Here is a 17,771-nt window from a genome sequence, read left to right on the forward strand (position 1 = left end):
GTCGTGAGTCGTGAATCAATCGTTACCCGCGCTTGATCAATCGGGTGAATCTCGATGTTACGGGCTTCAGCTCCTCGACCTTCAGCGCCATGAGCACCCCGAACGAGACCGCGATCCCGACGATTCCCTGCAGGATGAGCTCGATCCAGGCGTGCGGAACCGGGCCGAGCGACGAGGGCACGATCAGCCCGACGACCCACGCGGCCCCGACCCCCAGAACGCTCGCCACGACCGTGAACAGGATCACCCCGATCACCCGCTTGCTGCGCAGGTTGCCGAGCGTCACCCACAGCCACACCTGGCCGAGCATCGCGCCGATCACGTAGGTCAGCGCGTTCACCATCATCACGCCGAGCACGATGTTCTCCGGGTTCAGCAGCACCGGGCACAAGAACAGCAGCGGCACCTTGACCACGGTCATCACGATCATGATCAACGTCGGCGTGCGGGCGTCCTTCATCGCGTAGAACACCCGCATCTGGAGCATCACCAGCGCGTACGGCAGCAGCGCGAACGCGGTGATGGCCAGCGCCTGGCCCATCCGCTCGGCGTTCCCCAGCGGTCCCTTGCCGATCGCGAACAGCGCGACGCCCATCGAGGTGCCGACGATCGTCATCACCGCGGAGATCGGCACGAGCGTGACCGTGGAGATCCGCGAGGCGTATGACAGATCGCTGACCAGCTTCTTCGTGTCGCCGTCGGCGGCGGCGCGGCTCAACCGCGGCATGATCGCGGTCAGCAGCGAGACCCCGAGCACGCCGTAGGGCAGCTGGAACAGCAGCCACGCGTAGTTGTAGGCGGTGACCCCGCCCGAGGTGCCCTTGGTGAGCACCCGGGTGGTGATCGTGAGGCCGATCTGGCTGACCGCGACGTAGCCGACGACCCACAGCGCCAGCCCGCCGAACTCCTTCATCCGGCTGTCCAGGCCCCAGCGCCAGCGCGGGCGGAAGCCCGACCGCAGCAGCGGCGGGATCAGCATGAGCGCCTGGGCGGCGATGCCGCCGGTGACGCCGAGGCCGAGGGTGAGCACCTTCGGATCGGTGATCGCGGGGTGGTCGACGTCGATCGATCCGGGCATCAGCCACACCACGAGGATGGTGAAGATGACCACCAGGTTGTTGATCACCGGCGCCCACGCGGTCGGCCCGAACACGTGCTTGGCGTTCAGCATCGCCGAGACCAGCGCGAACACACCGTAGAAGAAGATCTCCGGCAGTAGCAGATAGGCGAACGCCGTGGTCAGGCCCGCGCTCGCCTGCCCGGACGAATCGATGTACAGCGAGGTGAACGCGGGTGCCGCGATCACCGCTATCACGGTGCCGATGAACAGCACGGTGACGCCGGTGGTCAGCAGCCGTTGCGCGTAGGCCTGGCCGTGGTCCGGATCGTCCTGCGAACGCACCAGCAGCGGCACCACCACGCTGGTGAGCACGCCGCCGAGAAGCAGCTCGAAGATGATGTTCGGCATCGTGTTCGCGACGTTGAACGAGTCGGTCGCGACCCCGGAACCGATCGCCGCGACCAGCAGCACCTTCCACAGGAAGCCGGTGATCCGGCTGATCAGCGACGCGATCGCCATCCGCCCGGAGGCCTTGGCGACCGAGGGGCCCTCGTCCTTGGGCTGCTCGGGAGCCTCGGCCGGACGCGCGAGCGGTGCGTCCTTGACCCGCGGCATGACCTGGGTGGCCAGCGCGTCGTACGGGCGCAGGACGTCCGGGTCGGCGGTCGGCCAGCGCGAGGGGGCCGCCAGCGGGACGCCGGCGGTGCGCGGGATGAACCGGGTGGCGTCCGGGTCCCGCATCGCCTCTTCCTGCCACGGCCGGATCGGCGTGCCGGGACGCGGGCCGCGGCCGCGATGCACCGGCGGCTGCGGGCCCGGCACGTTGGCGGGCGGCGGCGTCGGCTGCGGAAGCTGGCCGCGGTTCGGCGGCTGGTTCGCCGGCGGGAGCGGTTGCGGACCCGACGGCGGGAGTTGCTGCGGGCCGGACGGCGGCCCGGACGGCCGCGGCGGGGGCGGCTTGCGCACCGGCGGCATCGCGGCCCTGGTCGGGACCGGACGCGGCTGGCCGTTCGGCGGCGGGACGCGGCGCGGCGCGCGCTCCCGGGGTTCGCGGGGTTCGGCGCCGCGCGGGTCGATCCGGCGCGGCTGGGCCCGGTCAGCGGGCGGACGTTCGTCGGGCAGCGGCATCCGCCGGGTGCCGTTGGGCGGCGGCTGCCTGCGCTCGGCGGGCGGCGGCGGAGGGGGCGGCTGGCGACGGGCGTCCCTCACCGCGCGGCGAGGCTGGTCGCTCCGCCTCGGCGCCGCGTCGTCCCGCCGGGGACGACCCGCACGCTCGGGTGGTTGACCCGGCTCTTTGTCCAACGCGTGCCCAATCCTCGGCGGTCCCCTGGTTCCCTGCCATTGTGGCAGCGCCGACCCAGGGTAATCGGGAACGGGCGCGAGCACCCGCCCCCTTGCGGATGTCAGGGCGTGCCGCCTCGGCTTTCCTTGATCCGCCGGTAGATCCGCCGGGACGCGAGCAGCAGCAGCGCGCAACCAGCGGCGACGGTGATGATGATGGTGATCGGGCCGTATTCGGTCGAGGTCAGCTCGAACCGCGCGGTCGCGCCGAGATCTGTGCCCGATGGGGTGGTCAACGACACATCGACCGACAGGTGACCGGCCCGCAGCGCCTCGATCTGCACGTACCTGGTCTGCCCGCCCTTGGCCGGGAAAAGCAGGTCGCTGGCCTGCTCCGGCCGGATGCCCATGGTGTTCCTCAGCGCGATCTGCGCGGTGACGCCGACCGGCAGGTCGTTGTGCACGTACACCGGCAGCGGCGAGGACCCGGACGCGAGCGCAATCGTTTGCTTCGGCTGTTCGACGGTCACCTGGTCGCGGATCGCGGCGAGTTCGGCCGTCGCGTTCGCCGAGGCGGACGCGACCGCCGACGGCCCGAAAGCGGTCGAACTGCCGCGGACCAGCGCGTCGCGCACCGGGCCGACGATCGCCTGCGGTTCGACCCGGTTCCTGGGGTCTACCTGCATCGCGGACATCAGGCCGGCGACGTCCTGGTCGAGGCTGGACAGCTGGTCGGCGACGGCCGCGCCGCCGTCCGACCGGGTGCTCGCGACCAGCGAAGCGCTGCCCTCGGGGGTGCTGCCCAGCAGGTCGTCGAGCGTCGCCCCGGCGGTGACGCCCGCGTTGGTGAGCTTGCCGAGCCCGGACAGGAAGGCGTTGAGCTCGTCGGTGGTGGCGTCCCAGCGCCGCGGCGGAGCGATGAGCATCGGCCCGCCGTCTGCTCCCTCCGTGCGGCCGAGTCCGGCTTCGAAGGCGATCGCGGCGAGCCCGTTCTGGGTGGAGACCGCACGCTGCGACGCACCGCTGTACGTGGTCGGCGTCTGCGCGCTCGGCGTGAATCCGGTGAGACCGGCGGTGGCCATCGAGTTGGTCGCCTGCGCGCGCAGGCCGTCGGAAAGGGTCGCCGCGCCGGTGACGGTCTCGTCGTCACCGCCCGCGCGCAGCTTGCCGCTGTCGGTCAGCACGGTCTGGAAGCCGCCCAGCGAAATCGCCGACAGCGCCTTGTCGTCCGGCGTCCCGCCCGGCCACAGCACGCCGGCTTTCGACTCGACGCCGAGCACTTGGCGGATCGTCGCGGTGCCGTTCAGCGCCGTGGTCATGAGGCCGGAGTCGGGATTGCCGTCGGCGCCGCGGACCTTGCCCAGCGTGGTGAGGTCGGCGTCGGCGAACGGCAGCGGGATCACGCATCGCCCGGTGACCAGCGCGCGCAGCGCGGCCAGCCAGTTCGACGCGGCGTCGGCGCCCTTGCCCGCCACCCCGCCGTTGACGCGGTAGCCGGCGCGCATCGCGTCGACGGTGCGCAGCAGGTCGGGATCGAGGGCGAAGCACAGCGAGCCGCCGATCTTCGGATTCGTCTCCTGCGCCGCCCGCGCCGCCGAGACCAGCGAATACAGCCGTCCGCCCGGGCTCAGCTCGTCGGCGAGGGAATCGTCGGTGAGCGTCATCGGCACGCCGAACGGCGCGGACTGGATGTGCGGAGTGCTGTCGGTGATCGGCCACAGCACCGCCAGTTTCGAATGCCGCTGCGTCGCCTGGTTGTTCGCGTGCCCCGGCGTCGACAGCACCGGCATGAGCAAGCTCACCGCGGCGAGCCGGGCCGCACCGCCGTACTCGGGGGTGCCGTTCACGTTCACCAGCAGCGGGTAGACCCCCGGCCGCAGCCCGGCGCCGCGCGGTCCGGTGAGCGGCACGGTGATGTTCAGCCGGGCGCTCTGTCCCGGCTCCAGCTCTTCGGCGAGCAGCGTGAAATCGGTGAGCGGAGTGTCCTGCACGGGATTCCCGGCGAGCACCGAGTCCATCGCGCGCGGGCTCGAGAGGCGTTCGCCGATCTGCAGCCGGGCCATCGGCTTGACGATCCGCCGGGACCCGGTGTTGGTCACCGTCCCGGTCACCGTGATCGCCTGGTCCGTGCTGGTGATCACGCGCGGGGACAGCTGGCCGAGGTCGAGCCGCAGGTGGGCCGGTTCCGGGGACGAATTCTCCTGCGCGCCCGCCGGCGCACCGAACAGCGCGGTGGCGGCGACGATCAGCAAGGACAGCAAGAAGGCGGCGGGCCGCTTCACTCGGGTGCTCCCTCTCAGGCGCGCTCGTCGGGCGCGAAAAGTTCTGCTGCCCCGCGAACCAGCTTGCGCTCGTCCGCGTAGGCGAGGGTGGTCTCCAGCTCGGCCAGCGGAACCCAGGCGACCTCGGTCACCTCGACGTCCTCGTCCGACAGTTCGCCACCGGTGGCTTCGAGCAGGAAATGGTGCACGGTCTTGTGCACCCGGCGCTGCTGCGCGACGAACCAGTAGTCGATGGTGCCCAGCGGCTGCAGCACGCGCGCGGAGATGCCGGTTTCCTCCTTCACCTCGCGCACCGCGGTCTGCTCCACCGTCTCCCCGTCCTCGATGTGGCCCTTCGGCAACGACCACAGCAGTCTGCCGTGCCGGTCGAGCCGGCCGATCAGCACCGCGCGTTCCCGCTCCGGGTCGACGACCAGTCCGCCCGCCGAGGTCTCGTCGACCGTGGTCAGCCGCCTGCCGCGGTGCCGCCGTCGCCGCCGGCGCGGCGTCGGCGGTCCGGCGCGACCGGCAGATCCAGACATGCTGCGATGCTAGAGCAAACGGTCGCCCGGGTACTCTGGCTCTCCGTGTCCGTGTCCGGCGGCGCCAGCGGCACTGGCGCCATTTTCGTGGTGGGATTCGAGTGAACAACCTGGTCGCCCAGCAGAACGCGGTGACGGAACTGATGCGAGTGTCCCCGCTGGCCGATGAGCTGGCCGAGCGCTTCGCGCGCGCCGGCCACAGCTTGTACCTGGTCGGCGGCAGCGTGCGCGACGCGCTGCTCGGCAGGCTGTCGAACGACCTCGACTTCACCACGGACGCGCGCCCGGACCGGGTGCTGCAGATCGTGAGCGAATGGGGCGACGCGGTCTGGGACGTCGGCATCGCGTTCGGCACCGTCGGCGTCACCAAGAACGGCACGACGCTGGAGATCACCACGTTCCGCGCGGACAGCTACGACCGCGTCGGCCGCAATCCCGAGGTCACCTTCGGCGACACCATCGAGGGCGACCTGCTTCGCCGCGACTTCACCGTCAACGCGATGGCGATCGACCTGGTCGGGAAGACGTTCATCGACCCGCACGACGGCATCGACGCGCTCCGGCTGAAGGTGCTCGACACTCCGGCGCTGCCGCAGGAGTCGTTCGCCGACGATCCGCTGCGGATGATGCGCGCCGCCCGGTTCTCCGCGCAGCTCGGCTTCACCGCCGCGCCGCGCGTGGTCGAGGCGATGACATCGATGGCCGAGGAGATCGACCGGATCACCGCCGAACGGGTCCAGACCGAGCTGTCGAAGCTGATGCTGGCCCCCGATCCGCGGCCGGGCCTGGAGCTGCTGGTCGACACCGGGCTGGCCGATCGCGTGCTGCCCGAGCTGCCCGGGATGCGGCTGGCGATCGACGAGCACCACCAGCACAAGGACGTCTACCAGCATTCGCTGACCGTCCTCGCGCAGGCGATCGCGCTCGAGAAATCGCACGAGCCGACCAGCGAGCCCGACCTCGTGCTGCGGCTGGCCGCGCTGCTGCACGACATCGGCAAGCCGGCCACTCGCGAGTTCCAGCCCGGCGGCGGCGTGAGCTTCCACCACCACGAGGTGGTCGGTGCGCGGATGGCCCGCAAACGTTTGCGGGCGCTGAAATACTCGAAGGAAATCGTCGAGCAGGTCTCCCAGCTCGTGTTCCTCCACCTGCGGTTTCACGGGTACGGCGGCGGCGAGTGGACCGATTCGGCGGTCCGCCGCTACGTCACCGACGCCGGCGACCTGCTGACCCGGCTGCACAAGCTCGTTCGCGCCGATTCGACCACGCGCAACAAGCGCAAGGCAGCCCAGCTGCAGGCGACCTACGACGACCTCGAGGCCCGCATCGCGCGGATCAAGGAGCAGGAGGACCTCGACCGCGTCCGGCCGGATCTCGACGGCAACGAGATCATGCGGCTGCTCGGCCTGCCGCCGGGCCCGGAGGTCGGCCGGGCCTGGAAGTTCCTCAAGGAGCTGCGGCTCGACCGCGGTCCGCTGGAGCACGACGAGGCGGTCGCCGAGCTGAAGAAGTGGGCGGCGGCGGAGGGCCTCGGCTCAGGCCAGCAACCGCAGGACTGACTGAACTGAACCGCGGGACTTAAAGGCGATCCCGCCGCGACGAAGTCGGCGCCTTCAAACACTGGATCATCGTCCGGCCAGCCGAGATACTCCCTGTGTCGAACCGAATGGGGGGATCGATGACGCGGCAGCACGGCGGGGACCGGCGTGGGGCCAGCTTTCTCGTCACCTTGCTGCGGCGCGGAACGCCCGCGCTGGCGACGGCGACGACCGGGTTGACCGACGAGATCGCCGATCCGACCCCGGTGCGCGCGCTGCAGCGGATTTCGCGGATGGCCGGTCCGGTCGACGAACGGCACCATGACGGATTGCTCTTGCGGGCGGCCCGGTACGTGGTGCTGGTCCCGCTCGTCTACCGGCTGGTCGTGGTGCCGGCGACGTTCGCGACGTATGCGGTCAAGCACGGGCCGTCCGGGCTGGCGTCGGTCGCGATCGTCACCGTGTGCTCGGTCGCGCTGAGCGCGTTCGGCCTGTTCTGGATGATGCGCCGGGCCCCGTTCCGCAGCGATCTCGCGGGTCGGCTGTTGCTGGTCGACCTCGTGGCCACGCTCGCGTTCGAGCTGTTCCTGGGCGCGACGGTCTCGCCCGCGGTGTTCCACGACGCGGTCGGGGTCGCGGACAAGCACCTGCTCGGCAGCGTCGCCCTGCTCACTCTCGCCGTCGGCATCCCGTCCGGGATCGGCCTGGCCGCGCTCAGCCTGCCCGTGCGGTTGCTGTCGGACCTGCTCAACCACGGCACGGTCGATTTCGCGCAGGCCGCGTCGCTGTATCCGACGATGTTCGGCGTCCTGTTCACCGCGGTCGGCGCGCTGATCCTGCTCGGACTCGGAATCCGGCTCGCGCTGGCGTACGGCATCCGCAACGGGCGGCTCGCCGAACGCGCGCGGCAGCACCGGATGCTGCACGACACGGTGCTGCAGACGCTGGAAGCGATCGCGCTCGGCGGTCCCGGGGATCCGGACCAGCGGCTGGTCGAAGTGCAGCGGCTGGCCCGCGCGCAGGCGATCGAGCTGCGGCAGACCATCGAGACCGCCGCGGCGCAGCGGGCCGAGGAGGGTGCGCGGCCGCTTGGCGAGAAGCTCGCGGCGCTGGCCGCGGAGATGGCGCGCGACGGTCTGCGTGCGCAGCTGGTGATCGCGGAGCTCGACGACGACACGCTGTCCGAGGTCCGGCAGATCGCGATCCGCGACGCAGTGCGGGAAGCGATGCGCAACACGATGAAGCACGGCGAGACCGACAAGGTCGTGGTGCGCGTGGAGGAACGCAACGGCGGGATCGCGGTGATCACGCGGGACCACGGCACCGGCTTCAGCCCGCAGGACCGGCCGGCCGGGTTCGGCATCAGCGAGTCGATCACCGCGCGGCTGGCCGAGGTCGGCGGGACCTCGCTGGTCGAATCGAGTCCGGGGAGTGGAACTCGGGTGACCTTGTGGGTGCCGCTGTGAGCGGGGTGGCCGGTGCGCTGGCGGCGTACCGGGAGGGAGACGTCGAGCGGGCGAGTGCGCTTGCCGTCGAGGCTGGAACTCCGTTGGGTGCCGAGCTGGCGACGTATCTCGCGGCGGGGCCGAGCGGTCCGGTCTATGACCAGCCAGCCGCGTTCACCGCGTTCATTCGCGGCGGCGGGAACGTCGAGTTGTACCGGCGGTTGAGCGAAGAACTGGCTGCGCGGTACGACTCCTGGCGTCCGTCCGCGCTGCTGGATCTCGGCTGCGGCGACGGGTTGGCGATCGAACCGGCGCTGGCGCGGGCCTCGTTCCGGCCGGAGCGGATCGACCTGGTGGAGCCGTCGGAGGCGCTGCTCGCGGACGTCGAAGTCCCTGGTGCACGCCGGTTTTCGTTGACCGCACAGGACTTTCTCGCCGCGGACGGTTCCACGTGGAACCTTGCGCAGTCGACGTTCGCACTGCAGTCGATCGAGCCGTCCTCCCGGGCTGGGGTGCTGAGCGCGTTGCGGGCGCGGACGGAACGGTTGGTGCTGGCCGAATTCGACGTGCCGGACACCGCCGACCCGGAGTCGCTCGCGCAGCGGTACGAATGCGGCGTCGCCGAGTACGGCGAGCAGGCTTCCCTGGTGGCACAAGGATTTCTGCTGCCGGTGCTGCTCGGCGTCGCGGCTGGGACGGCGCGGACGAACTGGGAACATCCGGCCTCGGAATGGATCCGGCAGCTCGAGGCCGCCGGGTTCGCCGACGTGACAGTGGAACCGCTCGCGGACTACTGGTGGTCGCCCGCCGTGCTGATCACGGCTTCACAGCCGGGATAGCGCTCCCTGCTCGATGTGCAGCGCGATCGGCCGCGGCAGCAGGTACGCCGTGGCCCCGCCCGGCTGTGGACCCCACGGTGCCGTGACACCGGTCAGCACCCGGATGGTGCGCTGCACCCGGTACTCGTGCCGGTCGCGTTCGCGGTCCGGCGTCAGCGAGGTTTCGAGGAACCGCACCGAATTCTGGTGCACCAGGTTCCCGGCCTCGGGGCCGAACCGGACCACCGTCGTGCCGGCGGGCAGCGCGACGATCCGCTTGCCGCGGAAGAACGACAGCGGCGGCTCGCCGCGCATCGGCAGGATCGGCCAGTCCGCGGGCTGATCGGATTCCTCCGGTGCCTGTGGCGGCAGCATCAGCAGCGTGCCGAGGAGGAATCGCGCCGCGTCGGCGAGGTTGGCGAACGCCACCGGCTCCACGGACGGCGGACGAGACACCTCCCAGCGGTTTTCCGCGCGGCGCAACGTCCACACGCCCTCGGCGGGCATCTCGTCCGCGCCGATCCGGTACGCCGACGACGGCACGCCGTGCTCGACGAGCCGTTGCTGCAGCAGAGCCAACGTCTCGGCCGCACGCAACCCGCGGGTCGGTTCGCCGCGGATCGCACGGGCGAGCGAGCTGTCGTCCGGGATGTCGGCCTCGGTGCGCCCCGGGCGCGGTTTGCCGAGCACGTCGGCTTCGGCGGTGGCGCGCACCAGGTCGCGCACGATCGGCGGCCGGAACCCGCCGGCACGGATGTGCTCGACCAGCTCCGGCTCCGGCGGGACGCCGTATTTGCGCAGGTAGTGCGGTACGGCGGCGGGCCAGATCCAGGTGCCGTCGGTGTGGAAGGCGTGCGGCACGTCCGGCGGCGCGCCGGGCGCGAAGATGTCCGGCTGCGGCACGGGCCGGTGCAGCACGACGGGCGAGCGGAACAGGTAGTCGAGCACGCCGCGGACCTGGTCCGGCGGCACCGGCGGGCGGTTCACCACGGGCCGCTCGCCCTCGTTGTGCGCGTCGACCGGCCGTGCCTGGCGGAATCCGATGCTCAGCGGCAGCCCGGCCTTCGCGCCGAGCCAGTCCGGCAGGTGCTTGTCCGGACGCGGGAACCGGGTCAGCTCCACGAGGTAGGACTCGCGGGCGGGCTCGCCGCCGTCGTTGGGCGGCAGCCGCCACTCCGGCTCCTGGTCGGCGTCGAAGTCGAAATCGAACTGCGAATCGGCGTCGAGCGTGAAGGTGCCTTGGAACCAGGTGCCGGTCTCCGGCTGGTACATCGCGGCGCGCAGCTGGGTGAACAGCGTGCTCAGCTGCGGCGTGCCGGGCAGCGACACCGAAACCGGGCCGTTCTCGTCGCCGACCGCGCGAACCTCCAGTTCGGAGTAGTCGCCGACCTGCCGGAACTGCGCCGCCACGCGCGTCCAGCCGCCGGGCACCTGGCGCAGGGTGCGGCCGATCCCGCGCAGGATCCGGGTCTGGTCGCCGCCGTCGATCTCCGCCTTCGGCTCGCCGTAGTCGTGCCGCGTCAGCCACAGCCCGGTGAGCTGCTTGCCCGGGACGGTCACCGAGAAGTCGGTCAGCCCGAGCTGCGCGGCACGCACCGGATCGTGCCGCGTCCAGCGCAGGGTCAGATTCGGCTGGTCGCCCGGCGCGACCTCGAAAAGCTCGTTGTCGTATTCGACGTAGGTGCGCAGGTCGAACGTCGCGGGCACCTCGTTCGCGAGCACGACCTTGGCCGGTTTGCCCTCGTGCTCGCGGTCGAAATCCTCGGGCGCTTCCTCGTCGCCGACAACGGTCAGCAGCAGCGTGCCGTCGGTGGTGGAGCGTTGTGCCGCGAAAGTGCGATCGTCGAGCGTCGCGTACAGGCCGTCTGGGCGTTCTCCCGATTCCACCCGGTAGCGCACGTCTGGTTCCTCCCCGAAGTCCCCCGTGTAGCCGCAACGAACTTAGCCGACCGTGTCACGACCCGACCATCGGTCACCGGAGACGGGAGAAGATGCGCCCACAAATACCTGCTCGGGTGACCGATCAGTGCCGCGGGTACCGCTGCACCCAGGCGTCGCCCAGTGCGTTGCGCGCCGAATGGCGGTCGAAATGCCACAGCGCGTCGGTCGCCACCTGTTCGATCAGGTGGTGCAATTCGAGCTGTTCGACCCACTTCCGGGGCAGGCCGGGGACGCCCACCCGCGCGCCGAGCAGCGCACCGGTCAGTGCGCCGGTGAGCGCGCTGCGGCCGGAGTGGTTCACCGAGCGGAGCATCGCCTGCTCCGGGTAGTTCTCGAACCCGGACAGCGCGGCGAACGAACGGCCGAGAACGGACAGCGTGCTGTGCCCGTCGCCGATCAGCTCCGGCATCCGCAGGTCCGGCAGGCCGTGCTCGCCGAAGAACGGCACCGCCTCGGCCACCAGGTCGCGCACCGGTCCCCACTCCGGGCCGTCGTGCTCGTCGAGGACCTCGCGAGAAAGGTTCCAGACCGGATAACTGAACGAGTCCTTGGTGAGCGCCTTCTCGAACACCCATGCCAGGTAGGTCGCGGCGGCCACGTCGTCCGGCTGGTGCGTCACGCCGGCCAGATCGCGCACGACCTGGCTGATGCCGCCGCTGAACCCGGTTCCCGGACCCGCCGCGGTCAGCACCGCGGGCAGCGCGCCGAGCAGCGCGGTCGGGCCCGACATCGGCGCGGCTTGCGGATCACCGGTGACCAGCGCGAGGTACGCGTTGAGTTCGGCGTCGTCGATCGCGCGGCGGGCATGCAGCTCGGGCACCTTGACGAGGAAACCGTCGGCGTTCTGGATCGCCGCGCCCTGCGTGTGCAACCAGCGGCCCAGCGCGCCGCGGACCACGCCGGGGAACAGTTTTTCGACGTCACGCGCCTCCGGCTGCTCGCGATGCGGGCTCCGGATCACCGCTTCGGTCAGGAAAAGCAGCCGCTGGGTCATCGAGCCGATCCGGCCCGGCAGGTCGAACGCGAGCGGCAGGTCGCGGACGCCGTCCGGACCGTAGGTCGAGACGATCTCGTCCAGCCGCATCCGGTCGACGGCCGACCCGAGCGCCTCGCCGAGCGCGAAGCCGACCCACGCGCCGACGACCCGCTGCCAGCCGTACCGGAAGTTCTCCAGGCTGACCTCGGGGTACTTGCCGAACGTGTCGAGCCTCGGGACGATCCGGCCCTCGTTGTCCCAGGACGGCACGAGACCGTTGGCGCGCAAGTCATTCGGCCGCGAGCGGCTCGGCTCCGGCTGTTCGAACCGGCGCAGCCACGACCGGCCGAGGACAGTCCGGCGGCATTCGTCCGCGGTCAGCTCGAAACCGTGCCGCCGCGCGCGTTCCGCGGCCGCCTTCGGCACGTCGACCGGCTTGTCCAGCCCGAGCCGGGCGGCGGTTTCGACGGCGAACTTCTCGAGGTCTTCTTCGATTTCCGGGCAGCGGCCGTTCTCGTCGACCCGCGGCTCCTGCCGGGGAAATCGCTTCGCGATCGCGGTCAGCTCGGCTCCGGCGACGTCCTCGAAGGTCGCCGGACCGCCGTTGATCACGAGGTTCGGCGGATGCTCGAATTCGGCGAGCGTCGCGAGGTCGACGCGCCACCAGGCGTGCTCGCGGGCGGGCAGGTTCCGGGTCGAGCTGAACACGCGCAGCTCGTTGCGTTCCTCGGAGAAGTAGAACCGGTCGGTCGCGCCGGTTTTGAGGTCGAACGGCACGAAGACTTCGCAGCGCAGCAAGCCGATCAGCAGCTGCTCGCGGGAGAGCCAGCCGACGCTGGCGAAAGCGAGAAGGGTTTCCAGCGGGTTTTCCGGTTTCGGGTAGCCGCGGCGGATCGGGCCGGCCTTGTACTCCGGGTTCTCGCGTTCGTCACCGGTCTGGTGGCCGTCGTCGTCGACCTTCACCCAGCCCGCGACCGCGGGCAGCGGCACGCCGAGTTCGCCCAACCCGGCCTTCGCGTACTCCGGGTCGACGACCTCGCGCCAGCTCTCCTGGCCGGGGTACGCGACCGGGGTGCTGAGCCCGCCCGGATGCGGATGCGCCTGGCGCAACTCGCCGTCCGGCTCGCGCACGAGCACCGACGGCGCGGGGAACAGCTCTTTGTCCGGACGGCCGTCGTCGAGGAACGCGACGGTGTTGTAGGGGATCGACCAGCCCTCGGGGACCCGCAGCACGCGGTCGTGGTCGACCCGGAGGCCGCCCGGCCCGGAGACCTCGGGGCCGTGCACGGCGCGCAACCACTTCCCGACCTTCTCCACCGCTTCCGCCGCTTCCACCTACTCGATCCTCTCCAGGCTTCCGTCGGACTCGTGCTCCGCGATCGGCTTGGGCAAGACGTACGCCACCGCGCCCCCCGGAAGGTTCGCCCAGGGCACCGTCACTCCGGTGATCACATAGAGTGATCTTCGGAGGCGGAAAGTGCTGGTCATGCGCTCCCGTTCGAGTGGCAGGGACGTCGTCGCGAACCGTACCGCCTGGTGATGGACCAGGTTGCCGGGTTCTTCGCCGAATCGCAGAACGACGGTACCTTCCGCCAACCGAGTGAGTCTCTTGTTCCGCAGGAGCGTGAGGGGAGGGTCACCCGGCGCGGGCTGGACCGGCCAGTCGGCGACCTCCCGCGCCGTTTCCAGCGGGGTTTCGCGGCCGCCGGTCGCGCGGGCGGGATGCATCAGCAGCGCGCCGAGCAGCTGCTGAGCGGCGTCTTCAAGGCGGGCGAAGCTCTGCTCGCGACCGTCCGGCGCGACGACCGCCCATCCGGCTTTGACCTGGTAGAGGCTCCACTTTCCGGACTCCCGGCCGCCGAGACAGCGGACGTCGGGCCACACGCCGAAGGAGTCGAGCCGGTGGCCGAGGTGGGTCAGGACTTCGGCGTCGGACAGGACCGGGTCCGGGTTGGTCTCCCGCTCGGCGGCGATGTCGGCCGCGGTCCGCTGGACGTCGGTCGCGGTCGGTCGCGGACGAGGTTCCCCCGCAAGATCGGCTTCCGCCGTGCGGCGCACCAGAGGTTCGACGTACGGCGGATGAAAGCCCAGGTCACGGATGTGCTGAAGCAGTTCCGGCTCAGGCGCGGTCCCGTTTTCGCGCAGCTGCTCGGCCACCTCGAGCGGCCAGATCCAGGTGCCGTCGGTGCGATGTCGTGGTCCGGCCTCGGCCTCGCGTTCGAGGTACCGCAGCACGAGCGGCAGTTCTGCCTCCGGCAGCGGTTCGCGGGTTCCGGCGTCGGCCGTGGCGTGCCGGAACACGACGCCGAGCGGGAGGCCGACGTGCAGCCGCCACCAGTCGGGAAGGTGCTCGTCGTCGCGGGGGAAGGTGGTGAGTTCGGCGAGGTAGGCGGTCGAATCGGGCGGCGTCGTCCACGGGGGCTCGTCGTCGGTGAAGTAGTCGAAGTCGAACGCGTCGTCCGGGGTGAGCACGTAGCGCGCCTGAATCCAGGTGCCGCGGCCCTCTTGGTACATCTCGGCCCGCAACGCGGTGAGCCGCTGGACCACCTCCGTGCTGGCGACTGTATTGCGCGCCTGCACCTCGAAATGGTCGCCGAGCTGGGCGAACCCGATTCCGGCCGCCGCGTCCGGATCTGCCCGGTGCGCCCGGATCAGCCGGCCGATCTCGACGAGCGCCTGCTGACCGGTACTCGCTGGTTCCACGTGAATCATCCCGTCCGGAGCGGACGGCATCAGGACCCGCGTCGGCGGTTCTGCGGAACGGGTCCGCGCGGACGGACGCGGCGCGGGGTCGGCCGCGGGGCAGGCATTGACGAGGCGTGCTGCGGTTCGGGTGCGTCGGCGAGGTGCTGCACGAGTGCCTGGACGGTCGACGCGAGCTGCGCGGGCGTCGTTCGTTCGAAGGCGTCCGGCGCGAATTCGAGCCGGCCGAGCGTGCCAGCCGGTCCGGCGGTCGCGCGGACGAGCCCGTCGGGCGAGGTCAGGACAGCTGAGGCGTCGAGACGGGCACGGTCGTCGCCGATGGTGCTCACGGTGGCCCCCCCGTGTCGGTTGCGCTGCCGAGATTAACTCGACTGGGTCGCAAGTCACCCTAATGCTAGACAGTGAGTTACTACCCCCGTTTGGGTGCAACGGTTTGCGGCAGCGAATCGACGCGGCGTCGGCGGGCCAGCAGATATCCGGCACCGCCCAGCAGGTACAGCGCGGTCGCGCCGACCATCAGCTCCGGCGAGTACCCGTTGTCCTTGACGAAGACGGCCGCGATCGCGACCGCCACCACCTGGGTGATGTTGAACAGCGTGTCGTACAGCGCGAAGACCCGCCCGCGAGCCTCGTCCGCGACATCGAGCTGCACCGACGAGTCGACGCACAGCTTCAGCACCTGGCCAGTGCCCATCACCAGGAACGATGCGATCAACGCCAACGGCAGCAGCATCGGCAACCCCAACGCCGCCTGCGCGATCGCGGCGAGGAGCAACGCGCCCAGCACCGTCCGGACCCGCCCGATCGAGCGGATCAACCGAGCCGTCACCAGCCCCGCGACGAGAATGCCTGCCCCCGCACACGCGACGAGTTGTCCGAGCCCGGGCAGTCCCGCGCGGAAAACCCCGTCGTCAGTGAAGTAATTGCGCATCAGCAGCACGCTGAGCAGCAACGAAATCCCGTACGCCGCTCGGTGCGCGAACAACGCGACGAACCCAGCCGTGACGCTAGGAGCCCGCCACGCGTGCCTCGCTCCATCAGCAAGCCCGCGCGCGACCGCCACCACGGGATTTGTCGGTTCATCGACCACGGTCGGCCCCAGGATGCCCTTCGCGAACCGATGCGCGAGCGCCGCCGACACCAACGCGCCGACCGCCGCGAACGCCGTGGTCTCCGCCGACCCGATGTCGCCGGATCCGAACACCGCCCGCAACCCGATCGCGCACCCGCCGCCGACGACCGCGATCGCCGACCCGAGCGTCGCCGCCACCGCATTAGCCGAAACCACCGCCTGTGGCTCCACGACGTGCGGCAACGCAGCCGACAACCCAGACCCGATGAACCGGCTGATCCCCTCGGCAAGCAGCGCGAGCGAGAACAACCCGATTCCACCCACCCCAGCACCGACCGCAACGACCGACGCCACGATCGCCACGGCCCGCACGAGGTTCGCGAATACGAGCACCCGCCGCCGGTCCCACCGGTCAAGCAACGCTCCCGCGAACGGCCCGACCAGCGAATACGGCAGCAGCAAAGCCGCAAACCCCTCCGCGATGGCCAACGGATCAGCCGCCCGCTCGGGGTTGAACAAAACCGCCCCAGCCAACCCAGCCCGGAAGACGCCGTCGCCCCACTGCGCCGCGAACCGCGTGAACAGCAACCGCCGGAACAACGGATCCCGAACCAGCCCGCGCACCCCGCCCCGCTCCCCCGCCACCCTCACCCCGCAACCCTACCGAGGCCCCCCGACAAAACCCCCGAAACGAGACACCACACCAACTCCACCGCACAGTCCCGCGATCAGCCGACCAAAGCGACTCAAGACAACGAAGCACGCGGCCGTGGAGCCTGATGCCGCGACATCGCCCCAGCCCGCAAAGCGCGACAGACCAGCCGAAGCGAGAAGGACACCCAGGCAGTGCCCTAACCGAGACGGCTCACCGCACGACGAGGTCCTCCGGACCAGACCGACCCGCTAAGAGCCTGGATCGAAGCGTGCCTCGCGCAGCGACGCGCGGCCAAATGCGGCGAGACCCCGCCCGCAGTGCACGTGAGGCCAGGCGATGTGAGCAACGCCCCGTCGGAAGGCGGCTCGACCGCAGCGAGGTCCTCCGGACCAAACCAGCCCACTAAGACAGACCAGGAAGCCCGCCGTCGCGCACCCCACGCCCATCCGGACGCTCCGCCTTCCCCCCACCCGCAGAGCACCCTGGCCCAGCCGACCCCACCCGAAGGCCGCAACCTCACCGGCACAAAGACCCGCAATCCAAACGCAACTCCCCCAACCCACCCCAGCCACCAAGAAAGCCAAAGGGGGCCCCGCCCCCGACCACCCCGAAAACCGCACCGAAGGCACCGCGGGGGTCCGGGGGGCTCGGCCCCCCGGGTACCCAGCGCCGGTGGCCCGGGGAAGGTGCCGCAGGCACCGAACACGAAAAGCCGACACCGGCGCACTCGTTTCGCCTCTCGGCGGCTTGGCGCAGTGTGGCTCCGGCCGGACCGGTATTCCACAAAGGCGGTTCTTCAGTGAGCCCGGGGGACACGAGTGCGCCGGCTCACTGTTCTCAACGAGGCGGGTGGTGCTGGTGTTCCCGTGCCGGGAGGATTTCCGTCGGCGGGTGATGGGATCATGGGTGACGTGCCAGCGGACGCCGAGGTTGAACCGGGAACGCTCCTGGTCGCCGCACCCACGATGTTCGACCCGAACTTCAAGCGGACGGTGGTGTTCGTGATCGATCACCGGGCGGAGGGCACGCTCGGGGTGGTCTTGAACCGGCCGTCCGATGTTCCGGTGAATGACGTCCTGCCGGGGTGGGGCGCGCATGTCGCGGAGCCGCAGTCCGTGTTCGTCGGCGGGCCGGTCGACAAGAAGACCGCGCTGTGTCTCGCCGCGTTGCGGACTGGGGAGTCCGCTTCCAGCGTGCCCGGTGTGGTCGCGGTGCGGGGGCCGGTGGCGCTCGTCGATCTGGACAGCGATCCCGAAGTGCTCGTGCCCAAGGTGCGCGGCGTGCGCGTGTTCGCGGGCTACGCCGGGTGGGATTCAGGGCAGCTCGCGGGCGAGATCGAGCGCGAGGACTGGGTGATCGTCCCCGCGTTGCCCAGCGACATTCTCGCGCCGCCGAGCCGTGACCTGTGGGGCCAGGTGCTGCGCCGCCAGGGGGTGCCGCTCGCGTTGCTGGCCACCCATCCTGGCGATTTGCAGCGGA

General features: G+C 70.7%; 12 protein-coding genes. 4 read left to right on the top strand and 8 right to left on the bottom strand.

Annotation, left to right across the window (positions count from 1 at the left end):
* Window positions 1–22: 22 nt before the first annotated feature.
* From murJ to H5411_RS02885, 3 genes are all read right to left on the bottom strand, one after another.
* A complete protein-coding gene (gene murJ, locus H5411_RS02875; RefSeq protein ID WP_460431617.1) occupies window positions 23–1,825 on the bottom strand; it encodes a murein biosynthesis integral membrane protein MurJ in 1,803 nt (600 codons plus the stop codon).
* Window positions 1,826–2,463: 638 nt separating this feature from the next.
* Window positions 2,464–4,623 (bottom strand): DUF6049 family protein, encoded by a 2,160-nt coding sequence (locus H5411_RS02880; protein ID WP_101436723.1) that lies wholly within the window; start codon window positions 4,621–4,623, stop codon window positions 2,464–2,466.
* A 14-nt stretch (window positions 4,624–4,637) separates the two neighbouring features.
* Window positions 4,638–5,144, bottom strand: a complete 507-nt coding sequence (locus H5411_RS02885) for an NUDIX hydrolase (RefSeq protein WP_101436724.1) — start codon at window positions 5,142–5,144, stop codon at window positions 4,638–4,640.
* Between the two features lie 101 nt (window positions 5,145–5,245).
* Between H5411_RS02885 and H5411_RS02890 the strand changes: the two genes are divergently transcribed.
* From H5411_RS02890 to H5411_RS02900, 3 genes are all read left to right on the top strand, one after another.
* Complete coding sequence (locus H5411_RS02890) at window positions 5,246–6,703, top strand: CCA tRNA nucleotidyltransferase (protein WP_101436725.1); 1,458 nt, start codon at window positions 5,246–5,248, stop codon at window positions 6,701–6,703.
* 119 nt (window positions 6,704–6,822) lie between these two features.
* Window positions 6,823–8,148, top strand: coding sequence for a sensor histidine kinase (locus H5411_RS02895; protein ID WP_101436726.1), 1,326 nt, complete (start codon window positions 6,823–6,825; stop codon window positions 8,146–8,148).
* Entirely contained in the window at window positions 8,145–8,966 is an 822-nt protein-coding gene (locus H5411_RS02900; protein WP_167441950.1) for a methyltransferase domain-containing protein, read from the top strand. The genes H5411_RS02895 and H5411_RS02900 overlap by 4 nt, the downstream gene beginning before the upstream one ends.
* Here the strand turns inward: H5411_RS02900 and H5411_RS02905 are convergent.
* The 5 genes from H5411_RS02905 to H5411_RS02925 form a co-directional block, all read right to left on the bottom strand.
* Window positions 8,952–10,844 carry a TNT domain-containing protein gene (locus H5411_RS02905; protein ID WP_101436728.1) on the bottom strand — a complete coding sequence of 631 codons (1,893 nt, stop codon included), beginning with the start codon at window positions 10,842–10,844 and terminating at the stop codon, window positions 8,952–8,954. The two genes, H5411_RS02900 and H5411_RS02905, sit on opposite strands and share 15 nt — an antisense overlap.
* Before the next feature lie 124 nt (window positions 10,845–10,968).
* The gene (locus H5411_RS48820; RefSeq protein ID WP_101436729.1) at window positions 10,969–13,197 is read right to left on the bottom strand and encodes an ADP-ribosylglycohydrolase family protein; all 2,229 of its coding nucleotides are present in this window, start codon (window positions 13,195–13,197) and stop codon (window positions 10,969–10,971) included.
* Window positions 13,198–14,574, bottom strand: a complete 1,377-nt coding sequence (locus H5411_RS02915) for a TNT domain-containing protein (RefSeq protein ID WP_167442194.1) — start codon at window positions 14,572–14,574, stop codon at window positions 13,198–13,200. It abuts the gene before it with no gap.
* 20 nt (window positions 14,575–14,594) lie between these two features.
* Window positions 14,595–14,894 carry a hypothetical protein gene (locus H5411_RS02920; RefSeq protein ID WP_101436731.1) on the bottom strand — a complete coding sequence of 100 codons (300 nt, stop codon included), beginning with the start codon at window positions 14,892–14,894 and terminating at the stop codon, window positions 14,595–14,597.
* An 80-nt stretch (window positions 14,895–14,974) separates the two neighbouring features.
* Window positions 14,975–16,288, bottom strand: a complete 1,314-nt coding sequence (locus H5411_RS02925; protein ID WP_244194652.1) for an MFS transporter — start codon at window positions 16,286–16,288, stop codon at window positions 14,975–14,977.
* Window positions 16,289–17,194: 906 nt separating this feature from the next.
* Here H5411_RS02925 and H5411_RS02930 point away from each other — a divergent pair.
* Window positions 17,195–17,771: YqgE/AlgH family protein (locus H5411_RS02930; protein ID WP_183122849.1), on the top strand; the 577-nt coding region annotated here is incomplete at its 3' end.

Source organism: Amycolatopsis echigonensis (assembly GCF_014174495.1).
In the GTDB taxonomy this organism is placed as follows: Bacteria; Actinomycetota; Actinomycetes; order Mycobacteriales; family Pseudonocardiaceae; genus Amycolatopsis; species Amycolatopsis echigonensis.

What these genes read in the sequence shown, in the direction of transcription:
- H5411_RS02915 (WP_167442194.1), bottom strand. Translation starts at nt 14,574, where the DNA reads ATGATTCACGTGGAACCAGCGAGTACCGGTCAGCAGGCGCTCGTCGAG.
- H5411_RS02885 (WP_101436724.1), bottom strand. Translation starts at nt 5,144, where the DNA reads ATGTCTGGATCTGCCGGTCGCGCCGGACCGCCGACGCCGCGCCGGCGG.
- H5411_RS02895 (WP_101436726.1), top strand. Translation starts at nt 6,823, where the DNA reads ATGACGCGGCAGCACGGCGGGGACCGGCGTGGGGCCAGCTTTCTCGTC.